This window comes from Mycobacterium sp. AT1 (assembly GCF_002043095.1).
In the GTDB taxonomy this organism is placed as follows: Bacteria; Actinomycetota; Actinomycetes; order Mycobacteriales; family Mycobacteriaceae; genus Mycobacterium.
Map to the genome: position 1 here is coordinate 1 of NZ_MVOC01000002.1, position 21,607 is coordinate 21,607.

At 66.5% G+C, this 21,607-nt stretch carries 24 protein-coding genes; 6 read left to right on the top strand and 18 right to left on the bottom strand.

Annotated features, from left to right (window positions below; translation table 11 throughout):
* A partial coding sequence (locus B1790_RS00205) for an HNH endonuclease signature motif containing protein (RefSeq protein ID WP_142270937.1) occupies window positions 1–732 on the top strand: 732 nt, incomplete at its 5' end.
* A 90-nt stretch (window positions 733–822) separates the two neighbouring features.
* On the opposite strand, the gene B1790_RS34930 is transcribed toward B1790_RS00205, so the two are convergent.
* The 10 genes from B1790_RS34930 to B1790_RS00250 form a co-directional block, all read right to left on the bottom strand.
* The gene (locus tag B1790_RS34930) at window positions 823–1,596 is read right to left on the bottom strand and encodes a carboxymuconolactone decarboxylase family protein (RefSeq protein ID WP_198951866.1); all 774 of its coding nucleotides are present in this window, start codon (window positions 1,594–1,596) and stop codon (window positions 823–825) included.
* Window positions 1,597–1,626: 30 nt separating this feature from the next.
* Window positions 1,627–2,541 (bottom strand): NAD(P)-dependent oxidoreductase, encoded by a 915-nt coding sequence (locus B1790_RS34935; protein ID WP_198951867.1) that lies wholly within the window; start codon window positions 2,539–2,541, stop codon window positions 1,627–1,629.
* Complete coding sequence (locus tag B1790_RS00215) at window positions 2,534–2,932, bottom strand: carboxymuconolactone decarboxylase family protein (RefSeq protein ID WP_079921124.1); 399 nt, start codon at window positions 2,930–2,932, stop codon at window positions 2,534–2,536. The genes B1790_RS34935 and B1790_RS00215 overlap by 8 nt, the downstream gene beginning before the upstream one ends.
* Window positions 2,929–3,336 carry a cupin domain-containing protein gene (locus B1790_RS00220; RefSeq protein WP_079921125.1) on the bottom strand — a complete coding sequence of 136 codons (408 nt, stop codon included), beginning with the start codon at window positions 3,334–3,336 and terminating at the stop codon, window positions 2,929–2,931. Before B1790_RS00220 ends, B1790_RS00215 begins: the two co-directional genes overlap by 4 nt.
* Window positions 3,333–4,241, bottom strand: coding sequence for an NAD(P)-dependent oxidoreductase (locus tag B1790_RS00225; protein WP_079921298.1), 909 nt, complete (start codon window positions 4,239–4,241; stop codon window positions 3,333–3,335). Before B1790_RS00225 ends, B1790_RS00220 begins: the two co-directional genes overlap by 4 nt.
* The gene (locus B1790_RS00230; RefSeq protein WP_079921126.1) at window positions 4,238–5,101 is read right to left on the bottom strand and encodes an SDR family NAD(P)-dependent oxidoreductase; all 864 of its coding nucleotides are present in this window, start codon (window positions 5,099–5,101) and stop codon (window positions 4,238–4,240) included. Before B1790_RS00230 ends, B1790_RS00225 begins: the two co-directional genes overlap by 4 nt.
* A complete protein-coding gene (locus tag B1790_RS00235) occupies window positions 5,098–5,907 on the bottom strand; it encodes an N-acyl homoserine lactonase family protein (RefSeq protein ID WP_079921127.1) in 810 nt (269 codons plus the stop codon). The genes B1790_RS00230 and B1790_RS00235 overlap by 4 nt, the downstream gene beginning before the upstream one ends.
* A complete protein-coding gene (locus B1790_RS00240; protein WP_233164855.1) occupies window positions 5,904–7,292 on the bottom strand; it encodes an MFS transporter in 1,389 nt (462 codons plus the stop codon). Before B1790_RS00240 ends, B1790_RS00235 begins: the two co-directional genes overlap by 4 nt.
* Window positions 7,293–7,429: 137 nt before the next feature.
* Complete coding sequence (locus B1790_RS00245) at window positions 7,430–8,131, bottom strand: GntR family transcriptional regulator (RefSeq protein WP_079921129.1); 702 nt, start codon at window positions 8,129–8,131, stop codon at window positions 7,430–7,432.
* A gap of 48 nt (window positions 8,132–8,179) precedes the next feature.
* A complete protein-coding gene (locus B1790_RS00250; protein ID WP_079921130.1) occupies window positions 8,180–8,980 on the bottom strand; it encodes an N-acyl homoserine lactonase family protein in 801 nt (266 codons plus the stop codon).
* Window positions 8,981–9,270: 290 nt separating this feature from the next.
* Between B1790_RS00250 and B1790_RS00255 the strand changes: the two genes are divergently transcribed.
* Window positions 9,271–9,996, top strand: coding sequence for an SDR family NAD(P)-dependent oxidoreductase (locus tag B1790_RS00255; protein WP_079921131.1), 726 nt, complete (start codon window positions 9,271–9,273; stop codon window positions 9,994–9,996).
* On the opposite strand, the gene B1790_RS00260 is transcribed toward B1790_RS00255, so the two are convergent.
* The 5 genes from B1790_RS00260 to B1790_RS00280 all read right to left on the bottom strand — a co-directional run bounded on the left by B1790_RS00260 (window position 9,981) and on the right by B1790_RS00280 (window position 13,703).
* Window positions 9,981–10,712 (bottom strand): alpha/beta fold hydrolase, encoded by a 732-nt coding sequence (locus B1790_RS00260; protein WP_233164856.1) that lies wholly within the window; start codon window positions 10,710–10,712, stop codon window positions 9,981–9,983. The genes B1790_RS00255 and B1790_RS00260 overlap by 16 nt on opposite strands.
* A gap of 124 nt (window positions 10,713–10,836) precedes the next feature.
* Window positions 10,837–11,265 carry an NAD(+)--rifampin ADP-ribosyltransferase gene (arr, locus tag B1790_RS00265; RefSeq protein WP_079921132.1) on the bottom strand — a complete coding sequence of 143 codons (429 nt, stop codon included), beginning with the start codon at window positions 11,263–11,265 and terminating at the stop codon, window positions 10,837–10,839.
* 108 nt (window positions 11,266–11,373) lie between these two features.
* On the bottom strand, window positions 11,374–12,498 hold the full coding sequence (locus B1790_RS00270) for a GGDEF domain-containing protein (RefSeq protein WP_233164857.1): 1,125 nt from the start codon (window positions 12,496–12,498) through the stop codon (window positions 11,374–11,376).
* Between the two features lie 360 nt (window positions 12,499–12,858).
* Entirely contained in the window at window positions 12,859–13,365 is a 507-nt protein-coding gene (locus B1790_RS00275) for an NUDIX domain-containing protein (protein ID WP_158083716.1), read from the bottom strand.
* Between the two features lie 50 nt (window positions 13,366–13,415).
* The gene (locus tag B1790_RS00280) at window positions 13,416–13,703 is read right to left on the bottom strand and encodes a hypothetical protein (RefSeq protein WP_079921135.1); all 288 of its coding nucleotides are present in this window, start codon (window positions 13,701–13,703) and stop codon (window positions 13,416–13,418) included.
* Window positions 13,704–13,786: 83 nt separating this feature from the next.
* On the opposite strand from B1790_RS00280, the gene B1790_RS00285 reads away from it, so the two are divergent.
* Complete coding sequence (locus B1790_RS00285) at window positions 13,787–14,248, top strand: MarR family winged helix-turn-helix transcriptional regulator (protein ID WP_079921136.1); 462 nt, start codon at window positions 13,787–13,789, stop codon at window positions 14,246–14,248.
* 79 nt (window positions 14,249–14,327) lie between these two features.
* Complete coding sequence (locus tag B1790_RS00290) at window positions 14,328–15,929, top strand: alkaline phosphatase (RefSeq protein WP_079921300.1); 1,602 nt, start codon at window positions 14,328–14,330, stop codon at window positions 15,927–15,929.
* 6 nt (window positions 15,930–15,935) lie between these two features.
* Here B1790_RS00290 and B1790_RS00295 read toward each other — a convergent pair whose 3' ends face one another.
* Window positions 15,936–16,760: a helix-turn-helix transcriptional regulator gene (locus tag B1790_RS00295; RefSeq protein WP_079921137.1), complete on the bottom strand. Its 825-nt coding sequence runs from the start codon at window positions 16,758–16,760 to the stop codon at window positions 15,936–15,938.
* Window positions 16,761–16,837: 77 nt separating this feature from the next.
* Here B1790_RS00295 and ilvD point away from each other — a divergent pair, with 77 nt between their 5' ends.
* On the top strand, window positions 16,838–18,685 hold the full coding sequence (ilvD, locus tag B1790_RS00300; protein WP_079921138.1) for a dihydroxy-acid dehydratase: 1,848 nt from the start codon (window positions 16,838–16,840) through the stop codon (window positions 18,683–18,685).
* On the opposite strand, the gene B1790_RS00305 is transcribed toward ilvD, so the two are convergent.
* On the bottom strand, window positions 18,678–19,877 hold the full coding sequence (locus B1790_RS00305; protein WP_079921139.1) for an MFS transporter: 1,200 nt from the start codon (window positions 19,875–19,877) through the stop codon (window positions 18,678–18,680). The genes ilvD and B1790_RS00305 overlap by 8 nt on opposite strands.
* Before the next feature lie 91 nt (window positions 19,878–19,968).
* Between B1790_RS00305 and B1790_RS35585 the strand changes: the two genes are divergently transcribed.
* Window positions 19,969–20,517, top strand: a complete 549-nt coding sequence (locus B1790_RS35585) for a TetR/AcrR family transcriptional regulator (protein WP_079921140.1) — start codon at window positions 19,969–19,971, stop codon at window positions 20,515–20,517.
* Between the two features lie 7 nt (window positions 20,518–20,524).
* On the opposite strand, the gene B1790_RS00315 is transcribed toward B1790_RS35585, so the two are convergent.
* Window positions 20,525–21,595, bottom strand: a complete 1,071-nt coding sequence (locus tag B1790_RS00315) for an ABC transporter ATP-binding protein (RefSeq protein ID WP_079921141.1) — start codon at window positions 21,593–21,595, stop codon at window positions 20,525–20,527.
* Window positions 21,596–21,607: the final 12 nt, after the last annotated feature.

The window sequence follows — 21,607 nt, forward strand, 5'->3', positions numbered from 1 at the left end:
CTGACCGCACTGCTCGATCCCGAGGCGCGGGCGATCGTCGAACCGATCCTCGCCAAATACGGCGCACCAGGCATGTGCAACCCCGCCGACTGTGATCCGCGCACCTCGGGCACGCCGAGCCAGGAGCAGATCGACGCCGACGACCGCACCGTCGGACAACGCAACCACGACGCGCTCATCGCCATCGGACGATCTGCCCTGGCCTCCGGGGAATTAGGCCAGCACAACGGATTGCCCGTCACCGTCATCGTCACCACCACCCTGCAAGACCTCGAATCCGCCCGGGGGTCCGGTGTCACCGGTGGCGGATCGCTGCTCCCGATGGCCGATGTGATCCGGATGGCCTCCCACGCGCACCACTACTTGGCGGTGTTCGACAAGCACACCAACGAAGCCCTCTACCTGGGCCGCACCAAGCGCCTCGCCTCGGTCGGGCAGCGGATCATGCTGCACGCCCGCGACCGCGGGTGCACCAAACCCGGCTGCACCGTCCCCGGCTACGGCACCCAGGTCCACCACACCAACGGCTGGGCCAAGAAAAACGGCCAAACCAACATCGACGAAGTGACCTTCGCCTGCGGCGGAGACAACCGCCTAGCCGAACAAGGCTGGACGGTTCAGATCCGTAGCGGCGTCGTCGAATGGATACCCCCACCACCCATCGACGTCGGACAAGCCCGCGTCAACTACCTCCACCACCCCGAACGACTCCTCGCCGAACCAGGCCCCTGACTGACCACGCGGGTTTTGGATTGGCTGTCCGCCAACCACTTTCGAGCGCGGTAGACGCCGCGCGGGGTGGAACGCTGGCCGGCACCGGCATCAGCCCACCTGGTGGCCCGCCTCCCGGGCTTCCTCGAGCAGGATCGGAACGGCCATCGTGGCGGCGTGGATACCGATCACGCTCGCAATCTCCATCACTTCGAGAACCTCGCCGGCCGTCGCGCCGTACCCGATCGCGTTCTCGATGTGCAGCTTGAGGCCGGGCACATACAGATGAGTGGCCGCGGTGTCGAAGGCGATGTAGACGAGCTCCTTGACCTTCGGCGACAGCGTTCCCGACTTCCACGGCACGCTCGAGAAGGCGGTGTAGGACTCGAACAAGTCGGGGTCCAATTCGAGCATCTCATCCCAAAATGCGTGCCAGTAACCACGATTCGCAGTGAACTCGGCCTTGATGCGTTCCTGATTGGCATCCAGCGGTGCGGGTCCGGTGCGCAGGCCCTTCTCGACGAGCACCTGCACCAGGATCGGCACCCCGATGTTCATCGCGTGAATGCCGAGGGTGGAGGTCAGCTCGATGACCTCCATGATCTCGGCCGGCGTCGCGCCCGCGGCGAACGCCGCCTGGATGTGTTGGCGCACACCGGGGGCGTACATGTGCGTCGCGGCCGCGTCGACCGCGATGAACACGAGCTCCTTCGTCTTGTCGTCGAGGTGGTTGTGTCCGTCCCGCCACGGCACCGACGAGAACCCCGTGTAGGCCTCGAGGAAGTCCGCGTCGAGGAGAAGAATGCTCTCCCACAGGTCGCTCCACGTACCGCGGATGCGGACGAAGTCGTCCTTGACCTGCTGCTGGCGCGTCGTCAGTGACATATGTTGTCTCCTTGAGTCTTCGGGGGATTCTCAGTTGTCGGGAGTTGGAGAGGCCGAGGCAATCCACCTGGCGACCTCGGTGTGGTCGGCGGCCGGTTCCAGGTCCTCGGCGGCGCGGCTCCAGAGCTCGACGGCGCCGTCGCCGAGGGCTGGTTCGACGTTGACCGCTCGGGCCAGGTCGGTGGCGATCCTCATGTCCTTGAGCATGAGTCGCAGTCCAAAGCCGGAGTCGTAGCCACCGGGCAGGATGAAGTTTGGCCACTTGTTCTCAGTGGACCCGCTGCGCCCGCTCGACCCGTTGAACACCGACAGCATGACCTCGGGGTCCAGACCGAACCTCTCACCGGCGATCATCGCCTCGCTGGTCACCCATAGGTGGGTCGCCGACATGAGGTTGTTGAGAGCCTTCACGGCGTGACCGGCGCCGACGTCACCGCACCGGACGGGCCGCCCGAGAAGGGCGAGCACCGGCTCGACCCGGTCGACCGTCTCACCGTTGCCGCCGACCATGATCGTCAATTTGCCTGCCTCCGCTCCGCGCACGCCACCCGAAACGGGTGCGTCGACGAGACGGACGCCGCGTTCGGCCAGCTCGGCAGCCAGTTCGCGCGTGCGCAACGGCTCCGAGGAGCTCATGTCGACCACGATGCTGTCGGGTGCGAGCGCCGACACCACGTCGGCGTCACGCAGGACCGCGGTGACGACGTTCGAATCGGGCAGCATGAGGATGACGACGTCGGCGACCGCGGCCTCACCTGCCGAGTGCACCGCTGTGCCGCCCGCCTCGGCGAGTTGGGCGAGCGCCTCCTCGGACAGGTCGAATCCGAGCACGCGATGTCCAGCGGCGACCAGTAGTCGCGCCATCGGACTGCCCATCTTGCCGAGCCCGATGAAGCCGATCGTCGGAATCGGCTCTGGAGAGTCAGACGACGCGACGTCAGACATCGACGCCCATCTCCTTCAACACCCGCTCCGCGACTCGGAACGATTCGAGCGCCGCGGGCGCACCGACGTAGACCGCGGCCTGGATGAGCACCTCTTGAATCTGAGTCGGCGTGACACCGTTGTTCATCGCTCCACGGACGTGCACCCCGAGTTCGTGCGAGCGGTTCAGTGCGGTCAGCATGGCGAGGTTCAACATCGAACGAGTCTGTCGGTCAAGGCCTTCGCGTGACCAGACTTCGCCCCAGCAATACTCGGTCACCAATTCCTGTATCGGACGGGAGAACTCGCTGACCGCGTCGAGCGACCTCTGCACGTGCGCCTCGCCGAGTACCTCCTTGCGAATCGCGAGCCCGCGTTCGTAGCTCTCCTCGTGCGTGCCGCCGATGGTCATCGTTCGTTCTCCTCGGTAAGGGGTGCCGCTGCGTATTCGTCGTCGGTGACCGGTATTTCCCAGGCCGTCACGCCAAGTGAGATCGCGGTGTGCACCATGAAGCTGTCGGGTGCGGCGCCATGCCAGTGCCGCTCGCCGGGAGGCGCCCATACGGTGTCACCGGCACGCAGAACGTGCACTGGCCCACCCTCGGACTGAATGAGACCGCGTCCGGCCAGAACCTGGAGGATCTGACCGGATTCGTGTGAGTGCCAATGGGTCCGGGCTCCTGGCGTGAAGTCGACGGTGTTGATCGTCACGCCGTCAGTCGCCGGCATCGTCAGGTAGGGATAGGCCGTGCCGGTGAATTGGGAGCCTGACTTTCCCGCGGTCCCGGCTTGTGATCGCGCTGGTGTGATGATCATGAAGCGTCCCCCTTTGGGTCGTGCAGTCGAATTCCGCCCGAGACGTCGCCGATTGCGTCGACGACGGTGTTGCTGATCTCGTCGGCGTAGCCAAGCTGTCGGGCAAGACCGAAGGCGGCCACGGGCCCCGGTGCGCTGAGGCTCGCGACGCCGAGCGTTGCCACCAGTTCGAGATAGAGCGTGACGTCCTTGAGCATGAGGGTGTTGGTCAGGCCGCCCTTGAGGTAGTCGCCCTCGATGATCTTCGGGAAGCGGTTCGTGCTCGCGAAACTCGTACCCGAGCTGGCGTTGACGACGTCGAGCACGGTCTTGAGGTCCAGGCCGGCCTTCTTCGCCGCGACCATGACCTCCGCCGTCGCCGACAGCGTGACGGCGTTGAGGAAGTTGTTCAGCAGCTTCACCGTGTGTCCCGCGCCGCTCTCCCCGCAGTGAAAGACCTTGTCGGCGAAGTGGTCCAGCGCAGGACGGGCGACCTCCAACGCGGCGACGTCACCGCCGACCATGAGGGTGAGCGTGCCCTTCTCGGCAGCCGCAGCGCCACCGGAGATACCCGCGTCGAGGTAGCTTGCGCCCCGCGAGGCGACGTCCGCCGCGATGTTTCGGGTCGACTCGGGTGCCGACGTCGACAGGTCGACGATGACCTGCCCCGGTCGCACGTTCTGCAGGAACGCGGGATCGGAGTACACGACGGTCTCGACCACCTTGCTGTCGGGCAGCGAGAGAAGCACCACGTCGGTTTCGGCGACGACCGCGGCCGCGGTGGCCGCTGCGGTGGCTCCAAGCTCTGCGGCGGTGCCCTCGCGGGCGTCGAAACCCAGCACGTCGACTCCGGCGCGTACCAGACACGCCGTCATGCGGCCGCCCATGTTTCCCAGGCCGATGAACCCAATCCTCGGTGCCGTCATCGGTCCCACTCCTTCGAATACAGGGCGTCGTCCACCGCGCCCGCGTCCCAAGCTCCGGCACCGCCGGATGGCCGCACCGTGTTCACGATCGAAGCTCCGCCGTCGACCGAGATGACCTCCCCGGTCATGTACGCCGCGTCCTCGCTCAGGACGAACGACACGACACTGGCAATCTCGGCGGCCCTGCCCTCCCTGCGCAGCGGCGTCGTCGATGCGCGTTTCACCATGTCGTTCTTTCCGCCAGAGGTCGAGGCAGCCGCAGCGAACAGCTCGGTCGGAACGATCCCTGGCGCGACACCGTTGACGCGGATGCCGAGTGGTCCGCCGTAGACGGCGGCCGCATGAATGAGGCCCACGACGGCGTGCTTAGAGGTCTGATAGGGCAAGAGGTCAGCCGAACCAGTGTGTCCCGCAATGGATGCCGTCACCGCAATCGCTCCGCGGGTGTGGTGCTGGCGGAACAGGCGGAATGCGGCGCGAAGCCCAAGGAACTGTCCTCGGACGTTGACGGCCATCACGCGTTCGAAGTCGTCGAGCGTGAGGTCGGGCAGTTCGGCAAAACTGCCGAAGATGCCGGCGTTGAGGTGATGCAGGTCGATTCGTCCGAACGTCTCCATGCCCGCCGCGATGTACGCGTCGACGCCCGCTTCCTCGGAGACGTCCGCACGAACGAAGACGGAATCGGTTGGCAGCGAGGCAACCAGCGCTTCGGCGGCGTCGCCGTTGACGTCGACCGCGATGACGTGGGCCCCGTCGTCGGCCAAGCGTTCGGCCGAGGCGCGTCCGAGTCCAGATGCTGCGCCCGTGACGACGGCGACGCGACCGGCGAATCGCCCCGGCGTGGCACTCTGCGGCGTCACGCGAGTGATCCGATCGTGGCGGCGATTCCCGCGAGTTCGCCATCGGTGACGGGCGTGAATCGCGACAGCGTGCTCGGGTCGTGGCCGGACACCAGGTGAGCCACCCGGCCGGACGACACGAGCTCGGTGATCGTGTCGAATCCGGTGTACATCGCGGGAAGGTCGGCGACGAACGCGAAGGGCATGTCCGCCTCGAGCTCCTCGTAGTAGTGCATGGAGTCCGAGGCCAGGAGGACGGTGCCCTCGTCCGTGTCGACCAGCACGACGCTCAGTCCTGGTGTGTGCCCGCCTAACTCGAGCACGGTGACGCCCGGCGCCAACTCGAGTGAATCCTGGTAGGTGCGCACGCGGCCTTCCTCGTCTGCGGCGACGAGGGATGCGATCTCGTCGTCCTCGACCGAGTAGTGGAACTGTTTGCGAGTGGCGAGCGGGCCGGTCCAGAAGTCGAGCTCACGTTTGGCGATCACCAGCGTCGACGTGGGAAAGAGACCGAGGTTGCCGATGTGGTCGTAGTGCGCGTGCGTGACGATGACGTCCGGCGCAGCGTCAGGGCGCACCCCGAGCGCCGCGTAGGCGCGGGCGGGATCAATCCCGAAGGTGCGGTTGCGAACTTCTCCGCCATGCTTGGAGAAGCCGGTGTCCACGATGATCGTGCGATCGGCGTTCTGCAGCACCCAGAAGAAGTAGTCCATGCCGATCGGGTCGTCGCGTTCGCCGTAGACGTGGTGGTTCAGGTACACGTCCGACTTGCGGGTGGTCCGCTCGCCGTACTTGACGATCGTGACTCGGTAGTTGGCAGAGGTCATTGCACGTCTCCCTTCGATCCGATCAGGTTGGCGGGCAGTGTGTTTGCGCCGTCACCGGCAGTCTGATCGGCTGGCTGGTCGTCGGTCGAGATGTCCCGACCCGCCGTTTCGGGAAGCCATTTGAGGATGACGACCAGCGCGAGCGCCGCGACCAACACGAGATATCCGGCGGGTGCGACGGAACTGCCCGTGGCTCCGGCGATCCACGCGCCGATGAACGGGCCGGGTCCGGCGATGAAGGCCAACGCAAAGTTGAAACCCAGTGCGCTACTCGAGGCGCGGGTCGAGGCCGGGAACAGCTCGACGAGCATGACGACCGTCGTCACGCTGACGAGACACTGGGCGACGCTCAGGATGCTGATTCCGGCGACGACGGCGAGGCTCTGACCGCCCGACATCATCGCGAAGACAGGGAACGGCAGCACGACGTATCCGATCGTGCCGATGATGTTGAGCTTGCGGCGGCCGTATCGGTCCGAGAGCGCACCCGCAACGGGGCACAGGACCATGTAGATGGTCAGCCCGATCGCGGCGAGGCCCAGTGCCGCGCCTCGGTCGAGTTTCACGGTCGAGATCAGGTAGTTGACGACATATGTTGCGAGGTAATAGAACCCGAGCCCTTGCACCGCCGCGATGGCGAGGGTCAGGAGGATGGGCCTGAGATTCTGTCGAAAGCCACGGAATGCGGAGGGCCGATCTGTTACCCGAACGGCCTGTTGCGCCTTGACCTTTTCGAAGACCGGGGTCTCCGAGAGACGCGACCTGATGTACAGGCCGACGAGAGCCAGCGGCGCTGCCAAGAGGAACGGCACGCGCCATCCCCAGCTGAGAACCTGTTCTTCGGACAACACGCTGTTGAGAAGCAAGGCGAAGAGGCTGCCGACGATCGTCGCGAGCGCGGCGGTGCCCGACACGACGCTCGCGAAGATGCCGCGACGATTGGCAGGCGTCGACTCGACCAGGAACGCGGCGGAACCCGTCCACTCGCCTCCCGCCGACAATCCTTGGACGCATCGCAGCAGCACCAGGAGACACGGCGCGGCGATGCCGATGCTCGCGAAGTCGGGAAGTGCGCCGATCAGCGTCGTCGCGACACCCATCGCCACCACGGAGACGGACAGTTGCACGCGGCGGCCGTACTTGTCGCCGATCGGGCCGAGCACGAATCCGCCGAGCGGTCGCATGACGAAGCCGACCGCGAACACCGCCAGTGACGACAGCAGCGCGACGAACGGTGACGTGTCCGGTGGGAAGAACAGCGTGCCGATGATGGCGGCGAAGAACCCGTACACCGCGAAGTCGAACCACTCCATGAAGTTCCCGATGCCGACGGCGATCGCAATGCGGGTGCGACTCGACGGCGCCCCGGTCGTCGTTGCGTTCACTTCAGCGACCTCCTCGTGGCCCATCTCCAGTGATGAGCTGCGTCACCCAAACTACCCCAAGATTGTATGACAGTCATTCAATTCATTCGAAGATGCGGAAGGCCTGGAAGTGCCAGCCACGCGGGACCGGCCATTCGTCAGACGACGTTGTCCTTGAGGCTCGACAGTGCGGTACGAGCTGCCGTGCGAATGTGTGCGGCCATCAACTCGGAGGCTCGCGTCGCATCCCGGCCGGCGATGGCCGCGACGATCGCCCTCAGCTCAGCGATGACGTCATGGGCGCGGCCCGGCTCGGCGAGCGAGGTCGCGCGCAGTACCTGGACCCGCGCCTGGATGGCCTCGAGTAGCTGCTGCACGGCATTCGTGGCAGCTCCGGCGATGAGCACGACGTAGAACTCGTTCTTCGCCGCGAGTATCTCGCGTACCTCGGCACCGGATTCCACGACCGCGGCGAACTGCTCGACCGCCCGCGCGAGCTGCGCCACTTGGTCGTCGCCGGCCCGCTCGACGAACCGTTGCACGACGAGCGACTCGAGCGAAGCGCGCACCTCGTATAGATCCACCGCGTCGTCCAGCGACGGCACGGTCACGATCGCGCCTCGCTGGGGGACGACTGTCACCAGCCCTTCGGAGGCGAGTTCGCGCAGCGCTTCGCGGACGGTGGTGCGCGAAACACCGAGGCTTTCGATGAGCTCGCGCTCGACCAACCGCTGGCCTGGCACGAGATGAAAGTCGATGATCGCCTGCCGCAGCGTCGCTATGACCTGTTCGCGCAGGGGCGCGGCGGTGCGACCGATCGGGGTGGCCGACCAGGACGCGGCGAGCGAGTTGCCAGACATGGGGTTCAGACTATGCGCCGGTCGCGGTCCTGGTGACGTGTGAGCGACTCAGGCCAGCACGTTCGCGACGGCGGCGGCACGACCCGGAGCGGCCGGATATAGGTCCCTGACTCGGGCGTCGTGTCCAGGTATCACCGTGGCACCCGTCTCGGCGGCGAGGCGGTTGATGAAGGCAAGGCCCTGCTTCATCTCGTCGAGATCGGTGAAGGCGAAGAAGGGCCACTCGTTGTCGATCTGTTCGTAGAAGTGCGCGGCGTCGACGGCGAGGATCAGACCTCCGTCTGCCGTCTCGACGCGGACGAGCAGTTCCCCGGGACAATGCCCGCCTATCGGATAGACCGTGATGCCAGGAAAGGCCTCCGTCTCCTCGGAGATCAAGCGCAGCCTTCCCTCGTCGCGCGCCTTGCGCACGGGTTCGAGGTTCTCGGCAGTGGTGAACTCGCCTTCCAACGCGTCGGCGTCCCACTTACCGAACCAGTAGTCGTATTCGCGCTGACCCGAGACGACCTGAGCGTTCGGGAACAGACGAAGCTCGCCGATGTGGTCGTAGTGGAAGTGGGACGTGATGACCATGTCGACCGTCGCCGGATCGACGCCGACGAGATCGAGGCCGACGGCGGGCGGCGTCACGCTGATTTCGCCGAGCCAGTCCCGAGCCGGAATGTCATAGCCCGTGTCGACGAGGATCGTCTTGTCTCCAGCCCTGAGCACCCAGAAGTTGTAATCCATGTTCAGGTCGCCGTCGGGCTGGTCGTACTGGGCGTAGTCGTTGAAGACGTCGCTGCGGCGGACTACCCGCTCGCCGTACTTGACTTGCCAGACGCTGATCGGATCCGAGCCTACATTCACGAAAACTCCCTCGCCTCTTCTGGTTTCACCGAGCGGCACGCTCTCCAACGGGACGTCGCAACCCGACTATATGACCGTCATACAAAATGCTGCAAGGGATTGGGTGTTACCCAAATTGGCTGTTGACAAGACTGCCGACGACGAGTTTCAATCACTCATATTGTCATACGATCCGACAATCCAGGACGAGTGGATGAGGTTCCGCTCGCCTCACGAGCGTCGCTCTCGTCCCGCCGCGACCCTGATGTCACGACGCGCCCCTAGGCGACCAACCTCGAAAGGAACGCTCCATGGGACGACTCGACGACAAGGTTGCACTCATCACCGGCGCCTCGCGGGGGCAAGGCCGCGAGATGGCCGAACTCTTCGTCCGCGAAAACGCCACGGCCGTGTACTCGGCCGACGTCCTGGACGCCGCCGACGCGGACACCAGCGAGGTCACCTTCCTCACCATGGACGTGACCAAATCCGACCAGTGGAAGACGGTGGTCGGCCAAATCGTCGCCGAGCACGGCCGGATCGACATCCTGATCAACAACGCGGCGATCTGTCTGTACGAGCCGATCCTCGATACGACCGACGAGATCTACGACCGCGTCCTCGACGTCGACCTCAAGAGCATCTTCTACGGCATGAAGACTGTTCTGCCGCACATGGTTTCGGCGAAGAAGGGATCGATCGTCAACGTGTCGTCGATCTGGGGACTCGCCGGAGTCCCCAATTCGTACGCCTACCAGGCGGCCAAGGGCGCAATCCTGAACGTGAGCAAGAACGTTGCCGCGACGCACGGCCCGGACGGGGTGCGCTGCAACTCGCTGCACCCGGGCTACATCCTGTCCCCGATGAACGAGCACCAGGCACCCGAGATCAACGCCGCGCTGATCGCCGGCACCGTGTTGGGCCGCCCGGGCAATGCTATCGAAACCGCCTACGCCGCACTCTTTCTCGCCAGTGACGAAGCCAGCTACGTCACCGGCACGTCGCTGGTGGTCGACGGCGGCTACCTCGCCCCGTAGGGGGCGCTACTCAACGCCCGCGTCACGGTCTCGACCCAGACGTGCGGGTCGGTGGCCCACAGGTTGTGGTCGGCGCCCGAAAGTTCCTCGAACCTGCCGGCGGGCACCAGGGCCGCGAGTTGTCGCAACGGCCACGACGGGCGAATGTCGTTCTCCGCGGCGATGAACGACATGGGAACGATGGAATCGGCGAGGCGCCGAAACAGGTCGGGCTGGTGGATCCACTGCACGAACGAGTCGTTGAGTGCGGCGTGAACAGCTGGCACCCAGTCGATCACGATGTCGTCCTCGAGATGCCGCGCCGCTTCGTACACCTGCGACCACGTGCGGTCCTTGTGCAATCCATGGCCGGCGATCCCGACCACCAATTTCACCCGGTCGGGATGCTCCAGCGCATACCGCACCGCGAGGTCCGATCCCCAGGAGTGGCCGAGGACGCTCCAATCGTCAACTCCTGCATGCCTTCGCACCGCCTCGAGGTCGGCGACGGCCTGACCGAGGTCGTGTGGCCCACCCTCGGAGCGTCCTACTCCCCGTGGCTCCGGGTACCACGCCCGCATCCCCCGCGGCGCGAGATCGTCGTGCTCGAGGTAGTGGACACACCCGGGGCCACCGGAGAGCACAACGACGTCAGGACCGACCCCGGTGAGGCCAACGTGCAGCAAGGTTCCGTCGTCGGCCGGGACCGTCGTCGACCGCATGTCACGTGCCCCCACCCGCCGAGTCGCCTTGCCTAAGTCTCATCGATGGTAGCGAGAGTGGACGGATGCAGCGGGTGCGACTGCAGCGAGGCTCTTCGCGGGCCGGAGGCATTCGCCGACCCGAGGCGCCGCGAGGTGGCTAGTCGTAGATCACGTCGAGTCCGCGGCGCCTCAGATCGGCGAGGCCGTCTCGCATGGCTTGGAGTTGCTCCCCGGTGTGGCCCTGCCACTCGGTCAGTTCGCCAACGATCCGCACGGGTTCGCGGGTGCGGTAGGAGAGCGTCGGATTGCCCGGCAACTTCTTGTCGGTCACGTTCGGGTCGTCCTCGACGGCGCCTTCGGGTTCCACGAGGTAGATCCGACCCCTGCCGTCGCCCTTGGCGAACTCCGCTCCCCACACCGCGGCATCCAGCGTCTTGGTCACGTACACGTGGTTCATGACGCGCCCCTCCTCGTAGTTGGAGTAGCGCCCCGGCACCAGCAGATCACCGATCTCGAGGGCTGCCTTGGTGCCGTGCAGGAACGCACCAGACTCATGTCGTTCAAAGGGTTTTGGTGAACTCGGCATGACGACTCCCCGCTCTCGACGACGTTGCGGCGAGATTCTGCCGCCTCGTGGGGGTCTTGCCGCAAGCCCCCTACCCCGCCTTATAGTGAAAGGGGCAAGGCCAACGCACTACATGATGGTTGTGTTGCCGCCATTGCGTTTTGCATCGAACATCGCGCGGTCGGCGGACGCGATGCAGCCGTCGATCAGCGCGAGGCAATTCGCCCCTGGCTCGGCGAAAGTGGCCAGGCTGATGCTCGTCACCCCGACGCTGGCGGTGATCTCTTGCGGGGCAGGTGCGGCGATGGCTTCCCTGATCCGGTCGAAGTCCCACCGGTCCTCGACGCCAGGGTCGGCGAGGTCGACGACGACGAATTCTTCGCCACCCACGCGGGCGACCAGGGCGCTACCGGGGACCGCCGACTTGATTCGTCGCGCACTGCGAATCAGGACCTCGTCACCGACGAGGTGGCCAAAGGTGTCGTTGACGTCCTTGAAGCGGTCCAGGTCGACGACCACTACGACCACCTCGGTGCACGCCGGCGGGGTGTTGCGCAGCAGATCCTCGAGGTGAAGGGACAGCCCGCGCCGGTTGAGCAGACCGGTCAGCGGGTCGGTGACCGACTCGTGCGCGTCCTTCCGCATCGCCCAGATTCCCAGTTGGACGCCCAGCGGGCTGAAGACCACCGGCGTGATCGCGGCGACCGTACTCAAGGTGAACGACACGGTGGGGAAGGCGGTGTTTTCGCTGATCTGCATCGCGAACACCGCGGACGACAGGATGACCCAGAGCGCGTGCCCGGCAAGGACCTTTGGTCCGTCGAAGAACATCAGGTACACCGAGATCATCGCGAACGCGTTGAACCCGAACAGACCCGTCAGCCAGCTCGCGTCGACCTGCACCATCGCGGCTATCCCGATGTCCGCCGACACGGCAAATGCCAGCGAGGTCGCGCGCGACGGCCATGGTCGGAAGCACCAACACAGTCCCCAGCCAATTTGCAAGAGCCCGAACAACGCCACGACGATGTGAGAGGCGAGGGTCCCGACGAACGGCAGGATCACCGTCAGCGTGACGATGCCGTGCATGCCGGTGCCGAACCCGATCAGCGTCTGAATGGCACGCGCCATCGAACGCTTGCCGAAGTACTCGACCTGAGCGGTGTAGTCCACCGGCTCGCGCCACCATTGCCGGACGAAACCGTTGAATGCCTCGACGCTCTTCGAATACACCAGCAACCGCATACTCACCATGGCTACCCCCGCGTTGGCCGGTTTACGGCCGCCCGTCCAGCGGCGCAGCAGTCAGCAGGTAAAGGGTAGTCGGTCAACCCGATGCGCGCGGTGCCCCGGCGACGGCGATGGGTGCCACACTGCATGCCACCTCGTATCGGTCGTCGCGCCGCGGATATCTGCCCCGTTGCTCGACTGCTCTCGTGCCCGTGCGCAACTCGATTAGACGCCGAAGTGGACCGCACGGGAAGCGCTGGCCGGTCTTCTGGAAGGGGTTGCGCAGCGCGCGCACACCACCAGTCCGCCACTTCGGCGGCGCTCGGTCGTCGACCTCCTGCGTCGCGACTTCACAGACGGGTTGATCTCGTCGCGCCGACTGCCCTAGAGCCCAATCGAGATTGGTGACGGTGGTGCGCCGTCGCGCAAGAGCGGCCCCAAAAGATCCGGCAGGGCCCTCGGCGAGAACCTCACCCCGACGCCGCGCGCCGCCTCGATCTCACCCAGTGTCCACCACTGCAGGTGAACGATGCCCTCCCGTTCGGGATGACCCGCGGCTCCCGCGGCGACACCACTGGCCGGCTCGAAGTGGTTGACGCGGAGCAGGAAGTAGTGGTTGACCACACCCTGGTAGCCGTTGGCGCGCATCTCGGGGAACACGGCGGTCTGTACCCAAACCAGCTGCGGGACATGGCTATCGGTGACAACCAGCCCGGTCTCCTCGTGCAGCTCGCGCGCCAACGCCTCGAGGTGGCTCTCACCCGCCTCCACCCCTCCGCCCGGTCCGACCCACACGGTTGCCGTGGACCCAATCCGATGCTCGGCCAAGAGAATCCGTCCACCGGCCAGCACGAGGCCGCGGCAGGACTGACGAAACGGCAAGTCGGACATCGACGACGACGTTAGCGGGTCAGGATTCGTCCGACCCCGGGCCATGCACGCTACCGTCGGCCGCCGGCTTCGCCCTGGCCGAGGATCGCGGCGATGGCCGCCGAGCGCGGAGCGAAGACGTCGAGAAGCCCGACGGCGCGAAGTGCCGGTGCCAGGGCTCGAAGCTGACGTTCGAGTGGTTCGCGGTTGACGTCGTCAGGCTCGAGCAGCGCGAGCTTCTTGGCGTTGGCGACGAACGCGGCCACGGTGCCCTTGCGGACGTCGAGTCCGTCGACCGTCGTCACCTCCACACCGTCGGCGAGCACGTCCTCTGGACGGATGGGGGTGGTGTCACTCATGTCGCCTCCTCGTCATATGTGTGCATCTTGCACGCATACCAAGTTAGCGCTGATGCGTGCAGAAGTCACGTAAAATTCGGGTGGTGACCGCCGCTTCACCCGGGGACCGGGTTGCCGACCAGCTGGGCCGACTGTTGCTCCGCAGCACCCGGCAGCACCTCTACCAGCGCCTCGTCGACGGCGTCGACGGACTGGACGTGACGACGTACCCCGTGCTGTCCGGATTGGGGCGTCTCGGCCCGACGACCGCCACCCATCTCGCCTCCGTCATCGGGGTGGACCGCTCCGCCACCACCCGCTACGCCAGCAAGCTGGAAGCCAGTGGATTGGTTCATCGCACGGTCGACCCCGGCGACGCCCGCGCCACTCGACTTGCACTGACACGGGCCGGCACGACCGCCCTCGTGGCCACGCGACGTGCGCTGAGTTCGGCAATGGACGACGTCTTGTCCGGGTGGCCAGCCGCGGAGGCGGCGGCCTTCGCGGCAGCACTCGAGCGGTTCACCGAAGGCCTCGAAGACATGTCGGACGCCGCCGACCGTTAACCCACGCAACACCGGCCCGACACCACGCCCCCGACCGCAGTTGGCCGTCGCGTCGCCGAGACGCCGCATGCTGGCCCGCATGGCCCCTACCGAGCACCGACAGATTGGCCGTCGCTCCATCCTGCGCGCCTCGTTGGCCGGCGCACTGATAGTGCCCGCAACCGCGGCCCTGCAGGCCTGCGGCGCCGCGGGCACCGGCGGGCCCCCGACGAGCACCGGCCTGATCGCCAATCGTCCGCGACTCACCCACGGCGTCGCCAGCGGTGATCCACGTACCGACGGCGCACTGGTGTGGGCCCGCTCCGACTCCCCCGCCCGCATGATCGTCGAAACCTCTGCCACGGAGTCGTTTTCGAATCCGGTCCGCATCGACGGACCTCGGTTGACCCCGGCGTCCGACGGCACCGGGCGCATCCGCGTCACCGGCCTCGAGCCGGGGCAGACGGTGCACTATCGGGTGACCCTGGAGGGCGAGGACGGAGCTAGGTCGGAGCCCGCGGTCGGCGTCTTCACAACCGTTGCGACACAGCCACGAAACGTCAAATTCGTCTGGTCGGGCGACGTCGTCGGCCAGGGGTGGGGAATCAGCAGGCAGGGCGGCATGGCGATCTTCGGCGCCATGGCCGACCGGCAACCAGACTTCTTCGTCCACTCCGGTGACGCGATCTATGCCGACGGTCCGGTGCCGGAGACGCAGAAGCAGAACGACGGCGGCACGTACGCGAGCGTCACGGCGCCGGCCAAGGACCACGTGGCTCAGACGCTCGACGACTTCCGCGGCAACTACGCCTACAACCTCACCGACGACCACTACCGCCGATTCAACGCCTCAGTCCCCCAACTGATTCAGTGGGACGACCACGAAGTGCTCAACAACTGGTTCCCCGGCGAGTCGCTCGCCGGGCAGGACCGCAAGGGCTACACCACCGTCGACGTGAACGAGCTGGCCGGCTACGCGGCTCAGGCGTGGCGTGAGTGGCAGCCCGTCGAACCGTCGGAGGCCGTCGACGGTCGACTGCACCGCAAGATCGCCTACGGGCCCTTGCTCGACGTCTTCGTCCTGGACATGCGCTCCTACAAGGATCCGAATCCAAACGCGTGGGGGCAATCCGACGACGACGGAATCCTTGGGCGCGAACAGACTCGGTGGTTGATCGACGGCTTGAAGAACTCGACGGCAGTCTGGAAGGTCGTCGCCAACGACCTACCGATCAGCATCGTGGTACCGGATGCGGCGTCGAACCCGGTCGGCGGTCCGCCGTCCATGGAGGCGGTCGCGCAGGGTGAGAACGGGCGCCCGCTGGGCCGTGAGATCGCGTTCTCGCGGATTCTGTCCGAGACCAAAGAGGTCCGAAACATCGTGTATCTCACGGCCGACGTGCACTACACCGCAGCGATCTCGTATCACCCGGAGCACGCCGGCTTCACCGACTTCACGCCGTTCTGGGAGTTCGTCTCCGGGCCGCTGAACGCTGGCGCGTTTCCGGAGAGCCCGCTCGACGGCACCTTCGGCGCACGCTACGAGTTCGTCCATGCCCCCAAGGAGAAGAACGTCTCCCCTGCCGAGGGCTACCAACACTTCGGCGAAGTAAGCATCGCTTCGGACTCAAGGGCGCTGACGGTCACGCTGTGCGACGCGTCGGGAAAGTCGTTGTACGCCAAGACGTTGCCGCCTGCGTAGCGTCCGTCACGCCCGCGCGAGGCGGGTCCGCGTGGTGTCGTCCAACGGTGTGTAGATGACGAGTTGTAGGTCCGGATGGTCCGACGCGCGTAGTTGATGGTGCTCGAGATGCAGGGTTCCAACGGTCGGATGATGAAAGGTGCGCTCGCGCGAGACGAATCCGGCGACCGGATGTCCGTCCCATCCCGCACGGAATTCGGCGCTGGCCTCGCGCAGTCGCGTGACGACGTCTTGGATGTGGGAGTCGGTCAGTCGGGACGCCGTCTCGGCGCGGAACTCTGCGAGGAATCGTTGACTGGTGACCTCCCAGTCGTCGAGGAGGTCGCGCACCGCGGGATCGGTGAACACCAACCAGAGGAGGTTGCGCTGGCCGGGTTCGGTGCGCGCCACGTTGGGATACAGAGCGGCATATGCGGCGTTCCACCCGGCGATGGACCAGTCGGCGGAGAGCGCGTAGGCGGGCCGGTCACCGAGTTCGTCGAGCAACCGCTGAATGTGCGGCGGCGCTGGCGTGACGGCGATCGGCGCCGACGGTACGGGCGCGGCGTACCCGGCCAGTCCGAGCAGGTACTCGTGTTCGGCGCCGCTGAGGCGCAGTGTCTGGGCGACGGCGTCGAGCACCTGGCGGGATGGCGTGATCGCCCTGCCCTGTTCGAGCCACGTGTACCAGGTGACACTCACGCCGCAGAGGTACGACACCTCCTCGCGGCGGAGGCCGTTCACGCGGCCCCGAGGCAGCGGCGGCAGGTTGTGGGCGGCACGGGGCATTTGTTCACGTCGAGATCGCAGGAACGCGCCCATCTCGGACCGACGTTCGGGCTCGCCACTCACGGTGTCGATGCTAGTGCTCTCACTACTAGTAGTAGAGCCGTCTTCTCGAGGAGCCCGTGGTCGGGGAGGGTCGAGACATGCCAGAGCTTCGATCCAGAACCGTCACCCACGGCCGCAACGCCGCTGGCGCTCGCGCGCTGCTCATGGCCGCCGGGGTCGCCCGCGAAGACTTTGGAAAACCAATAGTCGCGATCGCCAACAGTTTCACCGAGTTCGTCCCCGGCCACACCCACCTGCAGCCGGTGGGGCGCATCGTCTCCGAGGCGGTTCGGGAGGCCGGCGGGATTCCACGCGAGTTCAACACGATCGCCGTCGACGACGGCATCGCCATGGGACACGCAGGAATGTTCTATTCGCTGCCGTCCCGAGAGCTCATCGCCGATTCGGTCGAGTACATGGTGGAGGCTCATTGCGCTGACGCGTTGGTGTGTATCTCCAACTGCGACAAGATCACTCCTGGCATGCTGATGGCGGCGCTGCGGCTCGACATTCCGACGGTATTCGTCTCGGGCGGACCGATGGAGGGCGGGCGGGCAACCCTGGTCGACGGCACGGTCCGGGCCGGACTCCACCTCATCGACTCCATGAGCGGCGCCGCGGACACCGCGGTGAGCGACGCCGATCTGGCACGAGTCGAAGACGCGGCCTGCCCGACCTGCGGATCGTGTTCCGGCATGTTCACCGCCAATTCGATGAATTGTCTGGTCGAAGCGCTAGGGCTTGCCCTGCCGGGGAACGGCTCGACGCTGGCCACTCACACTGCGCGGCGCGGTCTCTACGAGCGAACCGGCGCTCTGGTGGTCGAGATCGCGCACCGGTGGTACGACAACGACGACGAAGGGGTGCTACCCCGACGGGTGGCGAGCCGCGCCGCGTTCGCCAATGCGATGGCGACGGACGTCGCAATGGGTGGGTCCACCAACACGGTGCTCCATCTCCTCGCTGCGGCGCAGGAGGCCGAGCTCGACTTCACCCTCGACGACGTCGACGCGATTGCCCGCCGCGTGCCGTGCCTGTGCAAGGTCGCGCCGAACGGGGTCCACCTCATGGAGGACGTGCACCGCGCCGGCGGAATCCCCGCACTGCTCGGGGAATTGAGCCGCGGCGGCGTCCTCGACCAGAACGTCCACTCCGTGCATGCACCCAACCTCGTCGAATGGCTCGACCGCTGGGACATCCGCGGAGCCGAGCCGTCCGCCGACGCCGTCGAACTGTTCGGCGCCGCGCCGGGTGGTCAACGCTCGGCGACGGCGTTCTCACAGTCGAACCGATGGGAGTCGCCGGACCGCGACAGCAGCGGTGGCTGCATCCGCGACGTCGCTCACGCCTACTCGGTCGACGGCGGCCTTGCGGTGCTGCGCGGCAATCTCGCAGAAGACGGTTGCGTGCTCAAGACCGCGGGGATCGATCCGACCATGCAGCACTTCACGGGTCCTGCGGTCGTCGTCGAGTCACAGGAGGAAGCGGTCGACGCCATTCTGGGTGGCCGCATCACGGCCGGAGACGTCCTGGTGGTGCGCTTCGAGGGACCCCGAGGCGGCCCGGGAATGCAGGAGATGTTGCACCCGACGTCCTTTCTCAAGGGTCGTGGCCTTGGCCGGGTATGCGCACTGGTGACCGACGGTCGCTTCTCCGGCGGGAGCTCGGGGCTCGCGATCGGACACGTGTCACCCGAGGCGGCCGCCGGTGGCGTGATTGCCCTGGTCGAGGACGGCGATCTCATCGAGGTCGACGTGGTGGCTCGTCGCATCGAACTGCTAGTGCCGAAGGAGGTCTTGGACGCCCGCCACGAGCGGCGTCTCGACCATGGCGGTTATCGGCCGGCGTCGCGGAAGCGCAAGGTGTCCAGCGCTCTTCGGGCATATGCGGCCATGGCGACGTCCGCCGATCGTGGCGCAGTCAGGGACGTGTCGTCGTTCAGTTGACGCACGGGGCAGGCGCGCGCGGCGCCGGGACCCTCGCGAGGCCGGGCAGCGGACCGAACGCCCTGGCGACGAGCGGACTGACCGCGGACAGGACGGTCATGACGAGCGACACCGCGACCGCGCCGCGAGGGCCGTACGCGTCGGTGGCGACGCCTGCGACGGCAGTGCCGATGGAACCCCCGACGATCGCCGCGCTGCTGAGCCAGCCGAATGCCTCGGTGGCCATGTGCTGACCGACTTCTCGAGACACCATCAGGTACAGCGCAGACATCGCCGGAGCGAATCCGACGCCCGAGACGAACAGGGCCGCGAATTGCAGTGGCAGACCGTCGGCGACGCCGTAGAGGCCGACTCCGACGCCGACGGTCGACAGCGCCGCGACGACACCGGACAGGCCGAGGCGCCGATGCCCGAACACCAAGCCGCCCAGCAGCGAACCGACACTTGCCGAGGCGATCGCCGCTCCCGCGGTGACGCCGTCCTTGCCCAACGCGGCGATGATGCCGACCTCCAGCGCGGTGAAGGACCCCACCAGGACGAGGCTGGACACCATCGCCAGGATCACCGCCCTGTGCAGTAGGACGCGACCAAACCTGTTCTCGTTCACCGCCTTCTCCGGGTGCAGGCGGCGCGAGCCGAGGAGGAACCAGACGGTCCCGACCAGGGTGACGGCCGCGCACAGGATCAACGGGAACATCGTGGAGATCGACGACGCCAGCACGGTGGCCGCGACGGGGCCGATGACCCAGATCAGCTCCTGCGCCGTGGTGTCGAGCGCGAACAGAGTGCGGACTTCGTCCTCGGGAACCATCCGGGGATACAGGGCCCGCACGACCGGCATCAGCGGGGGAATGGAGGCGCCCGCAATCACGCCGAGCGCCGTCAACGTCCACGCGGACGAGCCGGCGAAGGCCAGCCACAGGGTGCTGATGGCGTTGACAACCGCCGCCGTCACGAGGGTGCGCGCCACCCCGACTCGGCCGGCGAGCCGCGAGGTCAGCGGCATCGCGGCGGACTCGCCAGCGCCGACCGCCGCGACCACGACGCCCGCCAGAGCGTAGGAGCCCGTCAGCCGGTGCACGTGCATGAGGATCGCCAGAGACAGGATGCCCAACGGCAGGCGCGCGAAGAGCTGCGAAGCCGTCACGTTCACCACGCCGGGCACCCGCAACAGGTTCCGGTAGGCGCCCATCGTCCCGTTCCTCCACTCCGTACCCATGCCAAGCCACGGGACTACACCGTCCAGACGGTACACTTCGGGGCGGTCGTCGTAAACTGAGTTCGTGACCTCTTCCCGGGACCGCATCCTGGACGCGTATGCGGACCTCCTCATCACCGAGGGTGAGCGTCAAGCCACGCTGGAAGCGGTGGCCGCCAAGGCCGACGTGTCCAAGGGCGGGTTGCTCTATCACTTTCCGTCCAAAGATCAACTCGCCGTGGGGCTTTGCGACCAATTGGCGATCCTCGCCGCGAAGGATGCCGAGGCAATGCGCGCCTCGGACGAGGGCCCGGCCCGCTACTACGTCCGCTCGTCGCAGTACGCGAACACCCCCCTGGACCGAACCCTGGTGGCGGTCTCCCGGTTGCGCCAGTCCGGCGACGGCCGGGCACGGGCGGCAATCGAAGAAGCCTCCGACAATTGGCTGGCCATCTTGCACGACGCGCTCGGCGACCTCGACGTCGCACGTGCGGTGAAGCTGATCGGTGACGGCCTCTACTACAACGCCCTCAACCGTGCCCTCGGCGGGCATCCCCCGACGTCGGAGGCGGACCAGGGCCTGCTCGACGTGGTCGACCGCATCACCAAGACGGCCAAGCCTGCTGGCCGCTGACCGGCGGTCAACTCACGCGCACGCCCGTCACCCGGTCGAACAGGTGAATCGCGGGTCCGTCGGCCGTGATGTGCACGGTGTCGCCCGTCCCGACCCGTTCGCGGTTGCCGATGCGGGCGATGACGTCGGCGTCGCCGCCCTCGACGCGCGCCGTGCCGTACAGGTATGCGTCGGCGCCCAGGGTCTCGACCACCCCGACGGTGACGGGGATGCCGTCGCCGGGGGTCGTCAGTCGCCAGCCCTCCGGACGCACTCCGACCACGACCGGGCCGTCGTGGCCACCGGAGGGCGCTAACGCCATCGCGTGTCCGCACACCGTCACGGAGGAACCGTCGACGTCCGCGTCGAAGAACTTCATCGCAGGCGAGCCGATGAAACCGGCGACGAAGACGTTCGCGGGACGATCGTAGAGTTCCATCGGGGCGCCAACCTGTTGCAGTACTCCGTCTTTCATGACACCGACGCGATCGCCCATCGTCATCGCCTCGGTCTGGTCGTGGGTGACGTAGACGGTGGTGACGCCGAGGTCGCGTTGCAGCTTGGCGACGTCGGTGCGGGTCTGCACGCGCATCTTGGCGTCCAGGTTGGACAACGGCTCGTCCATGCAGAAGACCTGCGGATTGCGAACGATGGCCCGACCCATCGCGACCCGCTGCCGTTGACCACCCGACAACGCCTTTGGCTTGCGGTCGAGGTAGTCGGTGAGCCCCAGCGTCTGTGCGGCCGCAGCCACCCGGCGCTTGCGTTCGTCGCGGGACATGCCGGCGTTCTTGAGGCAGAACTCCATGTTCCCGCCCACGGTCATGTGGGGGTACAGCGCGTAGTTCTGGAACACCATCGCAATGTCGCGGTCCTTGGGCGCCGTCGTCGAGATGTCCCGATCACCAAGGTAAATGGAGCCGGCGGTGAGCTCTTCGAGGCCGGCCAACATCCGCAGCGTCGTCGACTTGCCGCAGCCGGACGGGCCGACCAGCACCATGAACTCGCCATCGGCGATCTCCAGGTCCATGCCGGCCACCGCCGCCGCCGGCGCGTTGGGATACCAGTGCTGGGCCTTCTCGAATCGGATCGCGGCCATGGGTGCTCCTGT